Source organism: Polaromonas sp. P3_B4, assembly GCF_056402835.1.
The window spans coordinates 3,328,312-3,343,294 of sequence record NZ_JBFUGQ010000001.1; the positions used below are offsets into that span (position 1 = coordinate 3,328,312).

15 protein-coding genes are annotated in these 14,983 nt (G+C 61.4%); 5 read left to right on the plus strand and 10 right to left on the minus strand.

The genetic code is table 11. From position 1 onward, the window contains the following. The first annotated feature begins 2 nt into the window (after positions 1 to 2). From AC1DVV_RS15790 to AC1DVV_RS15805, 4 genes are read left to right on the plus strand one after another with little or no spacing between them, the layout of a single operon-like run. Positions 3 to 1,235: a glycosyltransferase family 9 protein gene (locus tag AC1DVV_RS15790; protein WP_457281440.1), complete on the plus strand. Its 1,233-nt coding sequence runs from the start codon at positions 3 to 5 to the stop codon at positions 1,233 to 1,235. A gap of 10 nt (positions 1,236 to 1,245) precedes the next feature. Continuing rightward, positions 1,246 to 1,785: a GtrA family protein gene (locus tag AC1DVV_RS15795; RefSeq protein ID WP_457281441.1), complete on the plus strand. Its 540-nt coding sequence runs from the start codon at positions 1,246 to 1,248 to the stop codon at positions 1,783 to 1,785. Beyond that, positions 1,772 to 3,571: an ArnT family glycosyltransferase gene (locus AC1DVV_RS15800; protein WP_477701546.1), complete on the plus strand. Its 1,800-nt coding sequence runs from the start codon at positions 1,772 to 1,774 to the stop codon at positions 3,569 to 3,571. The genes AC1DVV_RS15795 and AC1DVV_RS15800 overlap by 14 nt, the downstream gene beginning before the upstream one ends. 55 nt (positions 3,572 to 3,626) lie before the next feature. Then, positions 3,627 to 4,439 (plus strand): YiiX/YebB-like N1pC/P60 family cysteine hydrolase, encoded by an 813-nt coding sequence (locus AC1DVV_RS15805; RefSeq protein WP_457281443.1) that lies wholly within the window; start codon positions 3,627 to 3,629, stop codon positions 4,437 to 4,439. 45 nt (positions 4,440 to 4,484) lie between these two features. On the opposite strand, the gene AC1DVV_RS15810 is transcribed toward AC1DVV_RS15805, so the two are convergent. After that, positions 4,485 to 4,958 carry a hypothetical protein gene (locus AC1DVV_RS15810; RefSeq protein ID WP_457281444.1) on the minus strand — a complete coding sequence of 158 codons (474 nt, stop codon included), beginning with the start codon at positions 4,956 to 4,958 and terminating at the stop codon, positions 4,485 to 4,487. 253 nt (positions 4,959 to 5,211) lie between these two features. On the opposite strand from AC1DVV_RS15810, the gene AC1DVV_RS15815 reads away from it, so the two are divergent. Next, positions 5,212 to 6,216, plus strand: a complete 1,005-nt coding sequence (locus AC1DVV_RS15815; protein WP_457281445.1) for an aldo/keto reductase — start codon at positions 5,212 to 5,214, stop codon at positions 6,214 to 6,216. A 47-nt stretch (positions 6,217 to 6,263) separates the two neighbouring features. Here AC1DVV_RS15815 and AC1DVV_RS15820 read toward each other — a convergent pair whose 3' ends face one another. The 9 genes from AC1DVV_RS15820 to AC1DVV_RS15860 form a co-directional block, all read right to left on the minus strand. Next, positions 6,264 to 7,682, minus strand: coding sequence for an FAD-binding oxidoreductase (locus tag AC1DVV_RS15820; RefSeq protein WP_477701545.1), 1,419 nt, complete (start codon positions 7,680 to 7,682; stop codon positions 6,264 to 6,266). Continuing rightward, positions 7,682 to 8,710, minus strand: coding sequence for a serine endopeptidase (locus AC1DVV_RS15825; RefSeq protein WP_457281447.1), 1,029 nt, complete (start codon positions 8,708 to 8,710; stop codon positions 7,682 to 7,684). The genes AC1DVV_RS15820 and AC1DVV_RS15825 overlap by 1 nt, the downstream gene beginning before the upstream one ends. 30 nt (positions 8,711 to 8,740) lie before the next feature. Then, positions 8,741 to 9,556 (minus strand): DUF2145 domain-containing protein, encoded by an 816-nt coding sequence (locus tag AC1DVV_RS15830; RefSeq protein ID WP_477689530.1) that lies wholly within the window; start codon positions 9,554 to 9,556, stop codon positions 8,741 to 8,743. 13 nt (positions 9,557 to 9,569) lie between these two features. Then, positions 9,570 to 10,028 carry a hypothetical protein gene (locus AC1DVV_RS15835; RefSeq protein WP_477689529.1) on the minus strand — a complete coding sequence of 153 codons (459 nt, stop codon included), beginning with the start codon at positions 10,026 to 10,028 and terminating at the stop codon, positions 9,570 to 9,572. A gap of 30 nt (positions 10,029 to 10,058) precedes the next feature. Beyond that, complete coding sequence (locus AC1DVV_RS15840) at positions 10,059 to 10,523, minus strand: YiaA/YiaB family inner membrane protein (RefSeq protein ID WP_457281450.1); 465 nt, start codon at positions 10,521 to 10,523, stop codon at positions 10,059 to 10,061. A gap of 128 nt (positions 10,524 to 10,651) precedes the next feature. Next, complete coding sequence (locus tag AC1DVV_RS15845) at positions 10,652 to 11,671, minus strand: alpha/beta fold hydrolase (protein WP_457281451.1); 1,020 nt, start codon at positions 11,669 to 11,671, stop codon at positions 10,652 to 10,654. Next, on the minus strand, positions 11,661 to 12,695 hold the full coding sequence (locus tag AC1DVV_RS15850; RefSeq protein ID WP_477666449.1) for a hypothetical protein: 1,035 nt from the start codon (positions 12,693 to 12,695) through the stop codon (positions 11,661 to 11,663). The genes AC1DVV_RS15845 and AC1DVV_RS15850 overlap by 11 nt, the downstream gene beginning before the upstream one ends. Next, on the minus strand, positions 12,695 to 13,573 hold the full coding sequence (locus AC1DVV_RS15855; RefSeq protein WP_477666448.1) for a methyltransferase domain-containing protein: 879 nt from the start codon (positions 13,571 to 13,573) through the stop codon (positions 12,695 to 12,697). Before AC1DVV_RS15855 ends, AC1DVV_RS15850 begins: the two co-directional genes overlap by 1 nt. Before the next feature lie 15 nt (positions 13,574 to 13,588). Then, a complete protein-coding gene (locus tag AC1DVV_RS15860) occupies positions 13,589 to 14,965 on the minus strand; it encodes an FAD-binding oxidoreductase (RefSeq protein WP_457281454.1) in 1,377 nt (458 codons plus the stop codon). Between the last annotated feature and the right edge of the window lie 18 nt (positions 14,966 to 14,983).

Genomic DNA, 14,983 nt, shown 5'->3' on the forward strand with positions numbered 1-14,983 from the left:
CGATGAACATCAACCTGCAACGCTGGATTGACCGCTGGGTCGGCATACCGCTGTGCGCAGCAATATCGGGCGTCGATGCCGTACTGCGGCAATTCCGCTCCGGCGCCGATCCCGCGCCGCGTGCCATCGTGGTCATTTTGCTGTCGGAGATGGGCAGCCTGGTGTTGGCCCACGACATGTTCGCACGCCTGAAGCAGCGGTATCCCGACGCGCCGCTGCATGCCCTGCTCTTCGGCAAGAACCGCGAAATCCTCGACCTCATGCAGGTGGTGGACCCGGCCAACGTGCACACGGTGGACGACAAGTCGCTGGGCGGCCTGCTGTCCAGCCTGTGGAAGGCGATTGGCGAGCTGCGGCGCGCGAATGTTGACGTGGCGATTGACTGCGAGCTGTTCTCGCGGATCAGCAGCCTGCTGTCGTATGCCAGCGGCGCGCGCATCCGCGTGGGCTTTCACCGCCACACGCAGGAAGGCCTGTACCGCGGTTCGCACATCAACCGACCCGTTCCCTACAACCCCTACCAGCACATCAGCGCGCAGTTTCTGACGCTGGCGCGCGCGATTGATTCCACGGCCGTTCCCAAGTCCAAACTGCCCGCGAATCTGGCCGCGGCAGGCACCGGAAAACCACCGCCGCACGTACAGCTGGATGCGGCGCTGGTGCCAGGCATCCGGACGCGATTGGCTCAGGACTTTCCCGCGATTGCCGGCAAGCCTCTCGTGCTGGTCTATCCGGGCGGCGGCATCTTGCCGATACGCGCCTGGCCATTGGCTTCCTACACCGCCTTGTGTGAAGGCCTGGTGGCCGACGGCTGCGCCGTGGCCGTGATCGGCCTGAAAGACGACCAGGCACTGGCGCAGCAGCTGGTGGCCAATGTGCAGGCTGCCTTCCCGGGCAGCCCCGTGATTGACCTGACTGGCTATACGCGATCCATTTCCGAACTGCTGGCGCTCTTTCATGTGGCAAGCCTGCTGGTCACCAACGACGGCGGGCCCGGGCAGTTCGCGGCGCTCACGCCTATCTGGACACTGATGCTGTTTGGCCCCGAGACCCCGGGCCTGTATGCGCCGCTTACACCGCAGTGCCATTCCTTTTACAGCCAGTGGCCATGCTCGCCTTGCCTCACTGCCTATAACCACCGCTCGTCCTATTGCGACGGCGACAACCAGTGCCTCAAGGTCATTGCGCCCGAAGCCGTACTGGCCAAGGCGCGCGAGTGCCTGGCAACGCCCTGACCTCATTCCGATGACAACACTCCGATCCATAGCAGAGGCTCTTGTCAGCCGCCTGCCTGAGCGCCTGCAACCCATGGCGCGCTGGCGCTTCATCAAGTTCGGCGTGGTGGGCGCCAGCGGCACGGTGGTGAATGTCGCCGTGCTGTATGTTGCCCAGGAATTCCTGTTCAGCCACATTGCCGACTTCCATTCACGGCTGAACTACTCCATCGCGCTGGCCATCACGGTCGCCACCATCAGCAACTTTTACTGGAACCGGCGGCTGACCTGGCGCGACCGCAAGCATGAGGTGCACCACTCGGCACTTTTCCTTTTTTCAAAGTACGTGATGGCGGCTGGCCTGGCCATCGTGCTGCAGTCTCTACTGACCAAATGGCTGGCGCTGTACATGCACTATCTGCTGGCCAATGTGCTGGCGATTGTCTTGTCCAGCGTGTGTAATTTTGTGGCCAATGACCGCATGACATTTCGCCGCCGGCGCGCGAAAATCGTGGCCCCTGATGCCGATGGCGCTGCGCCGCCATCCACCGATATCCATGACAAGTCTTGAGTCCCTGAAAAACCGCGTCCCGGCTCACCGCATCTGGATAGCGCTGGCGCTGCTGGTCGCGCTGGCTTACCTGTTTGGCCTTGCCGGTGACCACATTCCGCGAAATGGCGATGAGTTGGTCTATGCCCATATCGCGCGCCTGACGGCTGCGACCGGCAAGTGGCTTCCGCTGGTCAGCTCCTACGATTTCATGCGCAACACCAAGCCACCCGTGCTGTTTTGGCAGGCGATGGTCGCCGGCGGATGGGGCGGGCACTGGACGCTCCTCAACCTGCGCCTGCCGAGTGTGGTCTATACGTGGGCAATTTCGCTCATGGTCGGGCTGCTGACCTGGAAGATCGTTCGCAACACGGATACCGGCACTGTCGCTGAAGAGCCGGTCAGCCATGCCGCTTCAACCGATAGCAGCCGCCATGCCCTGACGATGGGCGCCATCGCGACCATCGTGTACCTGTCGTTCTTCAGCACCTACCGCTATGGCAGGCCCTACCTCACCAGTGCACCCGAAACTTTCTGGCTGTTTGGCGTGTTGTTTGCCGTTGCCTGGGCGCCGGCAAAGTTGCTGGCCTCTCGCTGGAAATTTCCATTGCTCGCCGGCCTGGCCATCGGCATAGGCTGCCTCTACAAATCATTTGTCATGGTGGTGCCGGTCGGGTTCGGCCTGGCCTTGTGTTACCAGATGCTGGGTGCGCAAAAAGCCCCTTGGGCAATTTCCCGGCCCGGCATCGTCGCCGACGGCATCAAGGTCACAGCCATCTGCGTGCTGGCACTTGCAATCTTCGGATTGTGGTTTGCCATCGACCCGCAACCAGGAGAAGTCTGGCGCGAGTTCGTCGTCGGCGAAAACGCCGGCAAGATGAACTCGTCCAAGGGCTACTTCGCCATCGCGTTCAGCGGCAGCAGCGGCGTGTTGACGATATTGACGGGTTACTTCTCCAACGCCCTTTTCCTGCTACCCGTCGCCGTGGGCTGCTTTGTGGCGGCGTGGCGCGCCTGGCGGCAGCGCAAGGGCACTGGCAAGACCATCAGCGATGCAGAAAAAGCCATGTGGCTCTGGATGCTGGCCTTTGCGCTGGTGTTCATGGTGCCCACCCAGCGCTCCACCCGCTACCTGATCCCCGCCATGCCGGCGCTGGCCGTAGTGATCGCGTTGTACTGGGAGCGCATCTCGCGCATCTGGTTCAGCCTGACTTTGCTGATCTGCCTGGGCGGCGCGCTGGCCATGGGACTGATCGGCTTTGGCGGTGTGCGGGCCACACAGAATGCCGGACTGTACTCATCGCTCTACTGGCTCTTTATTGGGGCTCTGGCCGTGGCCTGCATTGCGGGCATGATCAGACGTGAGCTGACGCGCCCGGTCGCTGCGCTGAGCAGCTTCGCCGTACTCTTTGCGCTCGCATGGGTGACCTTGCCCTTCAATGGCGACATGGGCCACTTCCGACCCGAGACCGACGCATTGCTCAAAGGCCAGTCCGTGTCGGTGCCGAGCAACTTCAACGGGCACTTTGAGCGCTACGAGTTCATCATTCCGGGTGCCAAAATCGTTCCCTACTTTGCCGCGCAACCGGTGGACTACGAGGACGTGGATGCCCTGTTCAAGAACACGCGCTACGCCCTGGTGCAGCGCCGTGCCGGGCAAAAGCCCTGCGACGGTTGCCGCATCATCGACCAGCGCTGGGACCTGCGCTCACGGCAGGACGAAAAAGAAGGCACGCTGGGCGCGTTCAAGTCGCCCGAAACCTTCTGGTACGCCCGAGAATACCTGGTCGAGCGCGCCGCGCCCTGAGCGCCCGCTGCTTGTTTTGTTCATTCCAACCCCGTATTTGACTGGAGCCCTGCGCATGCCGAAAACCTCACCGCAGGCCACGATGGCCCGACTGCTGTCCCTGGTGACTGTCCTGGGCAGCTTGCTCCTTGCGCTTGGCGGCTGCGCCACGGCCATCAAGCCGCATGCGGAGACGGGTGCGCCTATGCTGGGTTTTCAGAACATGGCCCTGAACCCGGGCAATGGTGGAGAGCTGATCAGGCCCGACGTCCTGCTACCGGGCGACATCATCCTCACCGCTGAAAACGGCATCAACTCGGTGGGCATTCGCCTGATCACGCTATCGCCGGTCAGCCATGCTGCGATATATATGGGCAACCGGCAGATCGCTGAAGCCGTGGGCTCGGGTATCCGCGTGCGCAGCGTGGACGCGCTGCTCAATGATGAGGCGACGGTGGTGGCGTTTCGCCATCCCGACCTCACCGCCGAACAGGCCATCAAGATCAACACCTTCGCTGCCAGCCATGAAGGCAAGAAATACAACTATGTCGGCGTGATGCTGCAGGCGCCTTTCGCGCTGGAGCGCCGCATGTGCGAGCTGCCGCTGGTACCTTCCATGGTGCGCGACTTCTGTATTCGCGGCATCGCAGCCGTGCAGCTGGGGCTGGGTCGCAATGACCAGTTCTTCTGTTCGCAATTCATCCTGGAGGCCTACCGCAGCGCCGGCCTGCCGCTGACCGACGCCGACCCCCGGCTGATCAACCCCGGCGACCTGCTGCACATGCGGGAGGGCGATGTGCCCTCCATCATGATTCACAAGCCGCTGCGGTATGTGGGGCACCTCAAGGCAGCGCCCCAGATCGTCGCTGTCGAGCAGATGCAGCAGTAACCGGCGCCGCTGTTGGTAGTTATGGCGACGGCCATTTCAGTTGATTCAACCGCCGATGTGCATCGTGAACTGCGCGCCGTTGGAGAGCTTGCACTGCCCCGTCCCCATCGTTGACGAGTTCATCTGGTAGCGGCAACTGATATAGCTGCCCCGGCTGCCGGAGCCGTTGGCCACCCCTTCGCGCGTTGAAGAGCCTGCGATGCGCGTAGCTTCCCCGTTAAAGCTTTCACCGTTGATGTTGGTGGTGAAGGTGCCGCGCCCGTTCATGTCATTGGTCACCACCGCGCCCACCATGCCGTAGGCCTGGGCGGTGTCGTTCGCCGGGTACAGCCGCGCCGCAAAGGTCGTGCTTGCCGGCATGGCCGGTGTGACATACACCGTGGAGGAAACCGGCGGATGGCCGGGTTGGACCGGCACGACGTAGCAGCCCGTCAGGGCAGTGGCACCCAACACCGCAGCGGCCAAAGCCGTGCGACGCGTCAGGCGTGACAGGGAGAACAGGGAGGAATCGATCTTCATAAATAACCCGAAGGCCCAAGCACATGCTTGTAGAGGCAGTGTGGAGCGGAATGCCCTAAAAGTTTCGTTTAAAGATACAAGATCATTAAATTAGTACTATTAGCATCAAATAAAGATACCTCACCGAAAACCGACATATAGACAGCAGGTCTTCATGGCGGGGGCCGCAGTCACTAAATAGCCGACGTGCAGCGCAAAGATTCAGGCTCAGGCACCATCAGCGATCCTGCCCACTTTTTTTGCAAAGATGACCATGCAATACCGCCGCCTTGGAAACAGCAACCTCAAAGTCTCCGTCCTGTGCCTGGGCACCATGATGTTCGGCAAGCAGACGCCGTTTGAAGAAGCAGGCCGCATCGTGGCGTCGGCGCGCGAGCACGGGCTCAACTTCATCGACACGGCCGATGTCTACAACCAGGGCCAGTCCGAAAAAGACCTGGGCAAGCTGCTCGCGGGCCAGCGGAACCACTGGGTGTTGGCCAGCAAGCTGGGCAACCCTGTCAGTGAGGCCATCAATGAAGGCCACTACTCCCGCCGCTGGCTGGTGCAGGAAACGGAGGCCATCCTGGCCAGGTTGCAAACCGACTACCTGGACATTCTTTACCTGCATCGTGACTACCATGACGCCAACCTGGAGGAGGCGGTGCGTGCGCTGGGCGACCTGATCCGCGTGGGCAAGATCCGCAGCTTCGGCCTGTCCAATTTCAGGGGATGGCGCATTGCCGAGGTGGTGCACCTGTGCAAAGCGCTGGGCGTGCCGCAACCCGTGGTGTGCCAGCCGTACTACAACCTGCTCAACCGCGGCCCGGAGGTTGAAATCCTGCCGGCCTGCGGCCACTACGGCATGGGAGTGGTGCCTTACAGCCCGCTGGCGCGCGGCGTGCTGACCGGCAAGTACCCGCCAGGCCAGCCGCCGGCCGAAGGCACGCGCGCGGGCAGCGGCGACAAGCGCATCCTTGAGACCGAATTCCGCGAAGAGTCACTCGTTATCGCGCAGAAGATCAAGGCGCGCTGCGAAGCCCGGGGACAAGTGCCCGGCCAGTTCGCCGCAGCCTGGGTGCTGGCCAATCCACTGATCAGTTCGGTCATCGTCGGCCCGCGCACCCTGTCGCACCTGGAGGATGTGTATGGTGCGGTGGAACTTGTGCTGGACAAGGACGACGAAACCTTTATTGATGATCTGGTCGTGCCCGGCCACGCGTCCAGCCACGGCTACAACGACCCGGGTTACCCATTTTTTGGGCGGCCGATGGCCTGAGTCGAGGAACCTGCGGCTTCTGTCGGCCTTTCGGGAACGGCTTCACATCAGATCTGGTACTGCGACCACAAAGCATTCGTGAACCGCGACGCGCCAATATGCTCACGCAACTTGTTGAACCTTGGCGCCTGAGGGTAAGCACGAAGAAATTGTTCCTTTGTCGCGTGCAGCTGATACGGCAGGTAGTAGGTACCTTCATGTGCCAAGGCCAGATCGATCATTGAGCGAGTCCATTGCGCAGCGTGTCGCTGCGCATAGACCGACATGCCCTGCTTATAGTAAATCACGAAAGAAAATACATCTTGCCGCGCCCAAGCCATCAGTACCGCATGATCAGGCGGCGAGTGGCGTATTGAAACATTCACCGTTCCCGTAGGAATCGTTTGCAAGATGTCTGCCATCTTTCGCGCGAAGCTCGTGAAGTGGCGCTCCGGAACAAAATACTCTTGCAAAACATAAGTGGAAAAATCCCGGCTCGCTGGCTCCAGCTGCGCAACGTCAAGGCTGGCTTCATAATTGCGCCACACCACGGCCGGGGTATCTTCGATGGAAGTAGCGGCTTTTCCCCGGAGCAAAGCTCCGCCAGGCAACTCCGTCATGGCCCAGAAGAAAAATTTCTCTTTCGTGTAGGGGCGACCCGGCGGCGTCAGCCGCTCCTGGATGGTCAAGGGCTTGTCGGTGCGTGACCACGTGACGCAATGCGGATAGCCAAACCGGTCCGGGAATAAATCGGCGTTGTGCAACAGCACGTTCGGGTCAGACTGGATCTTCTCGCGGAACCAGCCCGGATAGTCTTCAATGGAAATGCGGTTCGTTGATCTTTCTATGCGAAAGTTTTCATCGAGATTGAGTTCAATCTCCGTGACGACGCCAACCCCTCCATATCCGCCAATGGCGGCATGAAAAAGTTCTGAATTGATTTGCCTGCTGGCTTCAACCACCTCACCGTCAGGCAAAACGATCTGCAGGGCCCTGACGGAACGGCTCACAGGCCCGTGCCCGACATAACGCCCATGGCAATTCACCGACACCGAACCTCCCACCGTGAAACTGGCGTAGCTCTGCATGGTCTGGACCGCCAGCCCCTGCGGGTCGATGATTGTTTGCAAGTCGCGCCACCGCATACCGGCCTGGACTCTGGCGGTTCGTTTGGCAGGGTCGAATTTCACCACTGCATTCATGGAGCGCATATCCAGTTGCAGTCCGCCTTGAATTGCGGTTTGTCCACCCATGCTGAATCTGCCGCCGCCGACACTCACGCGGCCTTGCCATTTTTTTAAAGCCTGCCGGACATCATCGGTCCCACGAATTTCCGCGATCCCGGCCACCGTCACAGAACTCAGATGCGTGACATTGCACACACTCAACGGATCGACCGGGCATTTCGCCTCGGCATTCAGTTGCGTCAGCGCAGCACCACCCGCGATTGCCGATAGCGCCCTCCTGCGCGATGGGTCAAAGCGCATTAGCTGGCACCGCAGGAATGGCAGAACCTGGCGAACGCGCTCTTGCGCGTGGAGCACTTCGCACAATGGTCGAACAGGCCAATGCCGCAGTGCGGACAGAAGTCAATCACCGGATTTTTCAGATCCACCACCCGCTCACAGCCCGGACACACGCCTTTGGAAAGCCTTGTCAGTGCCGTGTCGTAGCTCAGTTCCTCGCGGCGTTGCACGTTCGGCAGCTGCTCGATCAGCTTCTGCTTTTCCAGGTATCGGTTCAGCGAAACAATGGCCTGCCGGCCCACCAGCGCCGTGACGACAATGCCCACGATATAACGCACATAACCACCGTAGCTAGGCAGGTAAGGCACCAGCTCGACGAAGAAGGCAAACACAGCAAAGAAGATAAAACCCCACACAAAGGGCCAGTAAGTCGTCTCGCGCTTTTTCGCAAACAGCCAGCCGGCCGCCACCAGCAACGGGAGAGTCAGGGCCAGGCGATACAGAAAGACGCGCAGTTCCACACGCCGGTATTCGGCGTTGAGTTGCACCTGGGCAGCCTCTTCCATCTCCGCCAGCTTGCGGCGTTCGCGCGTCGCACCCTGCCGGGCATCCAGTGCCGCCTGCTGCTGAGCTTCTACGGCGACGCCCGCCGCGCGTTCACGGTCTTTCAGCCCGTCCAGCGCCCGCGTACGCGACAGCAACTCGGTGTCCTGTTCAGCCAGTTGCGTGGCACGCCGTGTAGACAGCCAGTTGTCGAAGGTTTCACGCGCTGCGGCCGAATCCGCCTGGGCTGCCCGGCGTTTAAGCTGGGCTTGCTCCAGCGCGGTTTGCGCGTCACGCTCGGCCCGCTCGGCCGTTTTGATGGTGCCGCGCAGCGCATTGCTGGCCGTGGCGTCCATGTAGTCGTCGACCGAGAGCTGCTTCTCGACTTTCGGCAAATCGCCGACCACCGTGCCACCCAAACCGATCAGGAAACCGGCAAACACCAAAGCCACCAGCCAGAGGCCGCGGTGCATCCATTTTTCCGTCAATCGCAAAGTGTTGGCCATGGTTATCTCCGTTTTCTGGAAAACAGGTTTTCACAGTTTGATGACGGTCACGGGCTTGCCGGGCACCGTCATTTGTGCGCGTTGCAGCCAGTCAAACACCGAATCCACCGTGACGGTCTCAATGCGGTCAGAAAACCGTTTGTCGTTGGGATGGTCGTCAAACGCGATATTCGCCGCGGTCACGCGCCCGCCCAGGCGGGTCAAAGGGCCCAGCTTGAGCGTGGTGGGCTCGTAGCCCTTGAATTGCAGCCAGGCCTGAGCCTTCTCACGTGTGGTCACCCCGGGTTCCATCGCGGCGGCCACGGTTTCAATCGCCCATTGGTTGGACTGCTGGTACTTGCGGCCCCACACGTAGCTCACGATGCTGTAAGGCTTGTGGTGCATGGCTGTCAACCGGCCCGGGTCTTGCAGCAGCGCCAGGAGGCGTGCCTGGACTTCCGGCGCAGGCGCCACCCAGGCGGCTTCGTAACGCCACGGGTCGTCCAGGAAAAACTCGCCCAGTCCCTGCCGATACACCGCTGAGTCGCCGGTGCCGCAGGTGTTGAGCTTGTGCACCACGCGCCAGGTTATGCCGCCCTGACCGTCGGGCAGCTGATAGGCCAGGCCCAGATGCGAATAGCGAATGCCGTACTTGCCCAGGTCTTGGCCTGCCCGCGCCAGCACCACCACCTTCTCGCCGCTGGCATTGAGCGACGCCAGCGTCTTCTCGGCCAGTGTCATGCCGCGCTCAACGGTCTGAGGGTTGGTCTTGCGCGCTTCGCAGGAACGCCCGGCATGGACAGTTGGGGTGGCGCCCAGGAAAAAAGCCGCCAGCAACAACGGCAGGAAGACTCGAGTGATTTTCATGGGGTACTCCGCCTTATTGGGTCAACCGCTCGTTGTGCAGCAACGCGCGGCCTAGCGCATTGGGAATAAAGGCAATGGCCTCTCCGGCCGCCGACAGCACCACCCCGGCACTTACCACACTGACCACCACGGCGGTGCCGACGACCATGGAAACGCCGGCAACGCCCCGGCCGACCACCTCGATGCTGGCGCGGGCACCGTCGGAGGCGCGCTCCAGCACGTACACCGTTCCCCTTGCCGTGCTCTCCACCGTTTTGACCACCAGCACCGTACCGGCCGTAGACAAAACCACAGGCACAGCGACGACTGCACCCACCGCGGCGCTGGCCGTGACTACGACGGAGGCTACCGGCAGTGCCGAGACGGCACTGAGAGCGGAAGCCTCCGATTGGGCTTGCGCATTAAAAGATGCCGTAGCACCCGCCAATATTGCGCAAACAGCTATTAAATATGTAGCAAATGACTTTTTCATGATGCGTTCCAGAAGCAGAGGTGTTGTTACTTAGTCGCTGGCCGCGTGACCGCGGGGCCCGCGGCCCATACGGGCTTCGCTCAAGTCGGCTTCGTGCCGGTCGCGCAGGGTTTTGGCCAGGGTAAAGCTGCAGGTGATCAGGTAGAGCCAGCTCACGCCCAGGAAAGCCTTGTAGGTTTCATTGATCTCCATGCGCCACAAACCCCAGCCCGTCAGCGACATCGCCAGGAAGAAGCCACCCCACACCACCAGCTTGAACATCGGGGTGTCCGTCAGCCGGCCTTCGGCCCGGCTTTGCTCCTGGTCACGCACATACTTGGCCAGCACGAAAGCGGCCGACAGGCAGAAGAAATACCCCATGATCATGAAAGCGCGGTCCAGGTCCTTGCCGGGCAGCCAGGACAAGCCCACAGCGCAAAGGAAAACTGCAATCACGAACGAGGCCCACACCTGAACCTGCCAGGGTTTGGAGTCACGGTGTATCAGCGTCTGCATAAAAACCTTGCGGTTGTTGAGGTGCCGCTACTGTGCGGGCCAACGCTGCAAAATCACGCGAGTAACGATACAGATCCTCAGCAATGATCGAAGAGTATCGAATTTTGATACTTATCCAAGGAACCGGTTCAAGGATGTCTTAGCGCCTCGGTCATGCGCATATTGAACAAGGCTGGATCCTCAATTTGCGGAATATGACCGACGCCAGGCAATACCAGCAGTCTTGATCCGGCGACCAGGCGCTGCAGGGTTTCGGCCTGGGACAGCGGCGTGATCGTGTCCTCTTGCCCCCAGACCAAGGTCAGCGGCATGGGCAGCTCGCGGAAACCTTCAGGTTTCTCGCTCAAGGACTTGCCGCTCTCGCCGGCAAATTGCGCGGCCCAGTCGCCCAGGCTGGCGGTGAAGCCGTCCAGCACGAAAGGCTGCCGATAAATTGCCGTGCGCGAAGGCGTGACGACCTCCTTGCGAGCCACGAACTGGCGCAACCAGAATTCGCTGAACAAGGGCTGAGTGCCCACCGTGGCAATCAGTGCCGTGCGCAGCGGGCGAATGCCAAAGAGGCTCGCCGCCACGCCACCGCTTTTCGCTGGTGCGGGATATTCCATCAGGCCGATTGCCGCGTCGACCAGGATGAGATGGCGCACGCGGTCGGGTTGCAGCATGGCGGCTTCGGCCGCGGGCCCGCCGCCATAGGAGTGGCCCAGCAGTGTCACCGGGCCAAGCTTCAGCGCATCAATCAAGCCGATGATGCGGCGCGCCTGTGCGTTGCGACTGTAGTCGCGCGCAGCAGGCCGCGTGCTGAAGCCGAAGGGCGGCAGGTCCACCGCAATGACGCGATAGCCGGCGGCCGCCATGGCCTTCACGTTCTGGTCCCAGGTGCCGCTCCATGCGCCGGTGCCGTGGGTCAGTACCAGGGGCGGCGCGGCCGGGTCGCCGAATTCCTGCACATACAGGTCCACGTCATGCGCATGCAGCCAGCGCCCTTCCCTGGGTGCCGCCTCACGCGGGCTGTGGTCCTCAACCCACAGCATGCGGGCCCAGGAAAAAACCACGACCAGCAACAGGCAGGCCACCAGCGCCATGAGTACGCGCCACGGGTAAATAAGCCAGGTGCGCCCTGGCTTCTGCTCTCGCCGCTTAATAGTCAAAAATGTGCTCCACCTGCAGATTGCCGGCTTGCCACTGGCGCAACGACTCGGCCAGGTGTTTGACGGGCACCGTCAACACCACCCGCTGGATGCCGGGCCGGGTGAGGATGGGTTGCCTCAGCAGTGGCGTGGCGGGGCTGGTGGGCTCCCAGGTGCCTGGCGCCAACACGCTGACCAGGATGAATGAATCATTGCCTGCGATCTCGCTGAAATTGACGCCTTGCACCGCCAATGCCTGGGCATAGCGCATGAATGCCTCATAGCGGGGGATGGTGACCAGGGCCGAACCGTCGGGCTTCGGTGAGAGCACTTTGAGTTCCGGCAGCGCGGCGTCGGCCCGCGGCACAGGCTTTGCCACCACGGCAGTGACCGGCAAGGGCGCATCGTAGATCGTCTGCGTACCCAACTTGATCAGCCGGGCATAACCCGCCTTGACCAGGTATTCGGTCGTGAGGGCAAAACGGCGTTCCCACTTGCGGACCATGTCCGGCCCGGTGAGAGGCACATCGCGCCAAAGGCCTGCCAGCGCCTTGTCGAAGTCATACAGGTACCAGGGCTCTACGCGGATAAACCGCACATAGTCCTGCGCAACGCTGGCCGCATGCCTGTCCTCGGGCGTGGGCCGGCCGGCCAGTGATTCGGCGAGCCGTCCGACGAGCGTCTCATAGGCCGACTTGAGCGCATATTCCACCGTCGTGCTGGTGCCTATCACCATGATCATCAGGTGATAGCCGGGGTTGAGGTCGAGCCCGCGGCGGCTCGTCTCGTCAAAGACGGCTTTGTAGCTTTCCCAGAACTGGCCGATGTGGCCATAAAAAGGAAAGCGGCTGGGCGCACTGGCACCTATGAACTCGCCGTACTCATAGGGGCTGAATACCAGGAACCACTCGGGATAAGTCAGCAGCGTCTGCTCGACGCCGCGCACATGCTCGGACCCCGCCACCGGCGCAGGGCCGGCGGCCGGCGCCATTCCGACAAGCGCGGCGAAGGCGCCCGCAACTGTGAGATTGCGCAGCCAGCGCATCACGCGACAGCCTCGCCGGATTTTGTGAACGCCAGCAGCACGTTGTCGGAAGGATCGTGCGCCTGCAGCTCGCGCTTGCCGCTGTCCTTCAGTCCACGTTCGCCAAGGTAAGCCACCCACTCGGCGACGGGACGGAAGTAGCGCAGCTCTCGCTGGTTGGTTTCCCATGCGCCGTTCAGGCCGGCATTGAAGACGGTGTGCACCAGCGAGACAAACGTGAACATCTCGGGCGTGGTGACGTCATGGTCGCGCAGGATGAACATGCCGCCCGGCTTGAGCACACGCACGATGGAGGCAACATAGGCATCCAGCTTGTCCAGCGGGCAGTGGTGCAGGCCGATATAGCAGGTCACCAGGTCCACGCTGGCATCGGGAATGCTCGCCGGCAGCGGGTCATAGTCGTTCATCGGCACAAAGCTGCCGATCTTGAACAGGCCGCCGCGCTCTGCGATGTCCACCGGCGAGTTGGTGGGCGCCACATCATTCACCAGGGTGACGAGGCCAGTCACCTTGATGCGCTTTTTCAGCTCGCTGATATAGCGGCCGGTGGAGCCGATCTCGACATAACCGTCAATCTGCTTTTTGTCGCCCAGCAGCCGCTGGGTCTGGTCGGCCATTTCCTTCTTCTGCTTGAAGAGTGCCGGCAACGCCAGCGTCAGGTCCGCCATGAAGGGCTTGATCTTCGGCAGTTCACGCTGGAGCCTGCGGTAAATGGCTTCATCGTTGTCGAGTTCGGCCGAGGTGTTCTTGATCAGTGTGTGAAACCGGTCCTCAGGATAAAGGCGGTAGATATTCTGCAGGAACTTGTAAAAACCGTCGTGCCAGCGGGTGACGCTGAAAACGGCGCGAAATTCCGAGACGGGTGAGGTGGTGGTCATGGCAGGTCCTGTCGTTCAGGTGTTGGAATCGTTCAGCGTGGGGTTCAATGTGGGGGCGTAGTATTTGTCCCAGAGCACATTGCGCAAGCGGAACTGCGGATCGAGCTTGCGTTTCAGGGCGAACAGCTCTTTGGCCCGCGGATAGGCGGCGTGGAACTGCTCCGGCGTTGCATGCGGCTGGTAGGGCAGGTAGTAGCTGCCGCCGACACTGATGGCCGCATCAATCAGCTCGCGCGTCCAGACCGACACGCGGTTGATGGCGTTGTCCCGGGTGCGCTGCTTGTAATAGAGGACAAACGCAAAGGTCTCACCCCGGGCCCAGGCCAGCAGGGTGCCGGGGTCGGGCCGCGCATGCCGCACCGACACGTTAAGCGCATTGACGCGATAGCGCTGCAGGATTTCCGCCATGATCGGCACGAAGTCGTCAAACCGCTCCACCGGAATGAAGTATTCCTGCAGCACATAGGTCGTGTACTTGCGCGAAGCCGGCTCAAGCTCCGCCACGTCGTAACCCGCCTCGAAGTTGCGCCAGTGCACCTTGCGGAAAAAATAGAGGAGGGGGTCGATCAGGTATTCGCGCCGCCATTTACCCAAGGGGGTCTCGGTCACGGCCCATACAAAGTAGCGGTTCACAGAGTAGGTTTCGCCGCCTTGCTGCAAACGTCTTGGCTCGGTGGTGGCTTCGTCAGTGCGCGCCCAGGTGACGGAGCGCACCTTGCGGTAATGCGGCGGGTACAGGTCGGCATTGTGAAAGACCGCGTCCTGGAAATACCTGACCTTGGCCTTGAAGTGGCTGATGTATTCGGCCGCGCTCATCTTGCGGGCCAGCCGCTTGACCTTGGTGTTGTCCGCCAGGTCCAGTTCGGCCTCAACGATCACGGCCACACCGCCATAGCCGCCGATCACAGCGTAAAAGAGTTCCGCATTGACGGAAGGCGAAGCATCCTGCACGCTACCGTCGGCCAGCACCACCCGGATCTCCCGCACCGACATCACCACTGCACCCAGGCCCATGTAGCGGCCATGGCAGTTCACACTGAGTGCGCCACCTACCGTGAAATTGGCATAGGTCTGCATGATTTTCACAGCAAGGTCGTGCGGATCGACAAAGCGCTGGATGTCGCACCAGCGAATGCCAGCCTGCACGCGTATGGTTTTCTCCATCGGCGAAAAGCGGATGATCTGGTTGAGTTCACGCATGTCCAGGTGCAGGCTGCCGGGGCTGGCAGTCTGCCCGCCCATGCTGAAATGCCCACCGCCCACCGACAGCGGGCCATCGGTACGGCGCACGGCATCGCACACCTCTTCCACGGTTTTGGGTTTGCTGATGGCCCAGACGGCAACCGGGTTGAGGCCGGTCACATCGTTCACGATCAAAGTGTTGTTGTGCATGTTGTGGTCCCGCGTCAT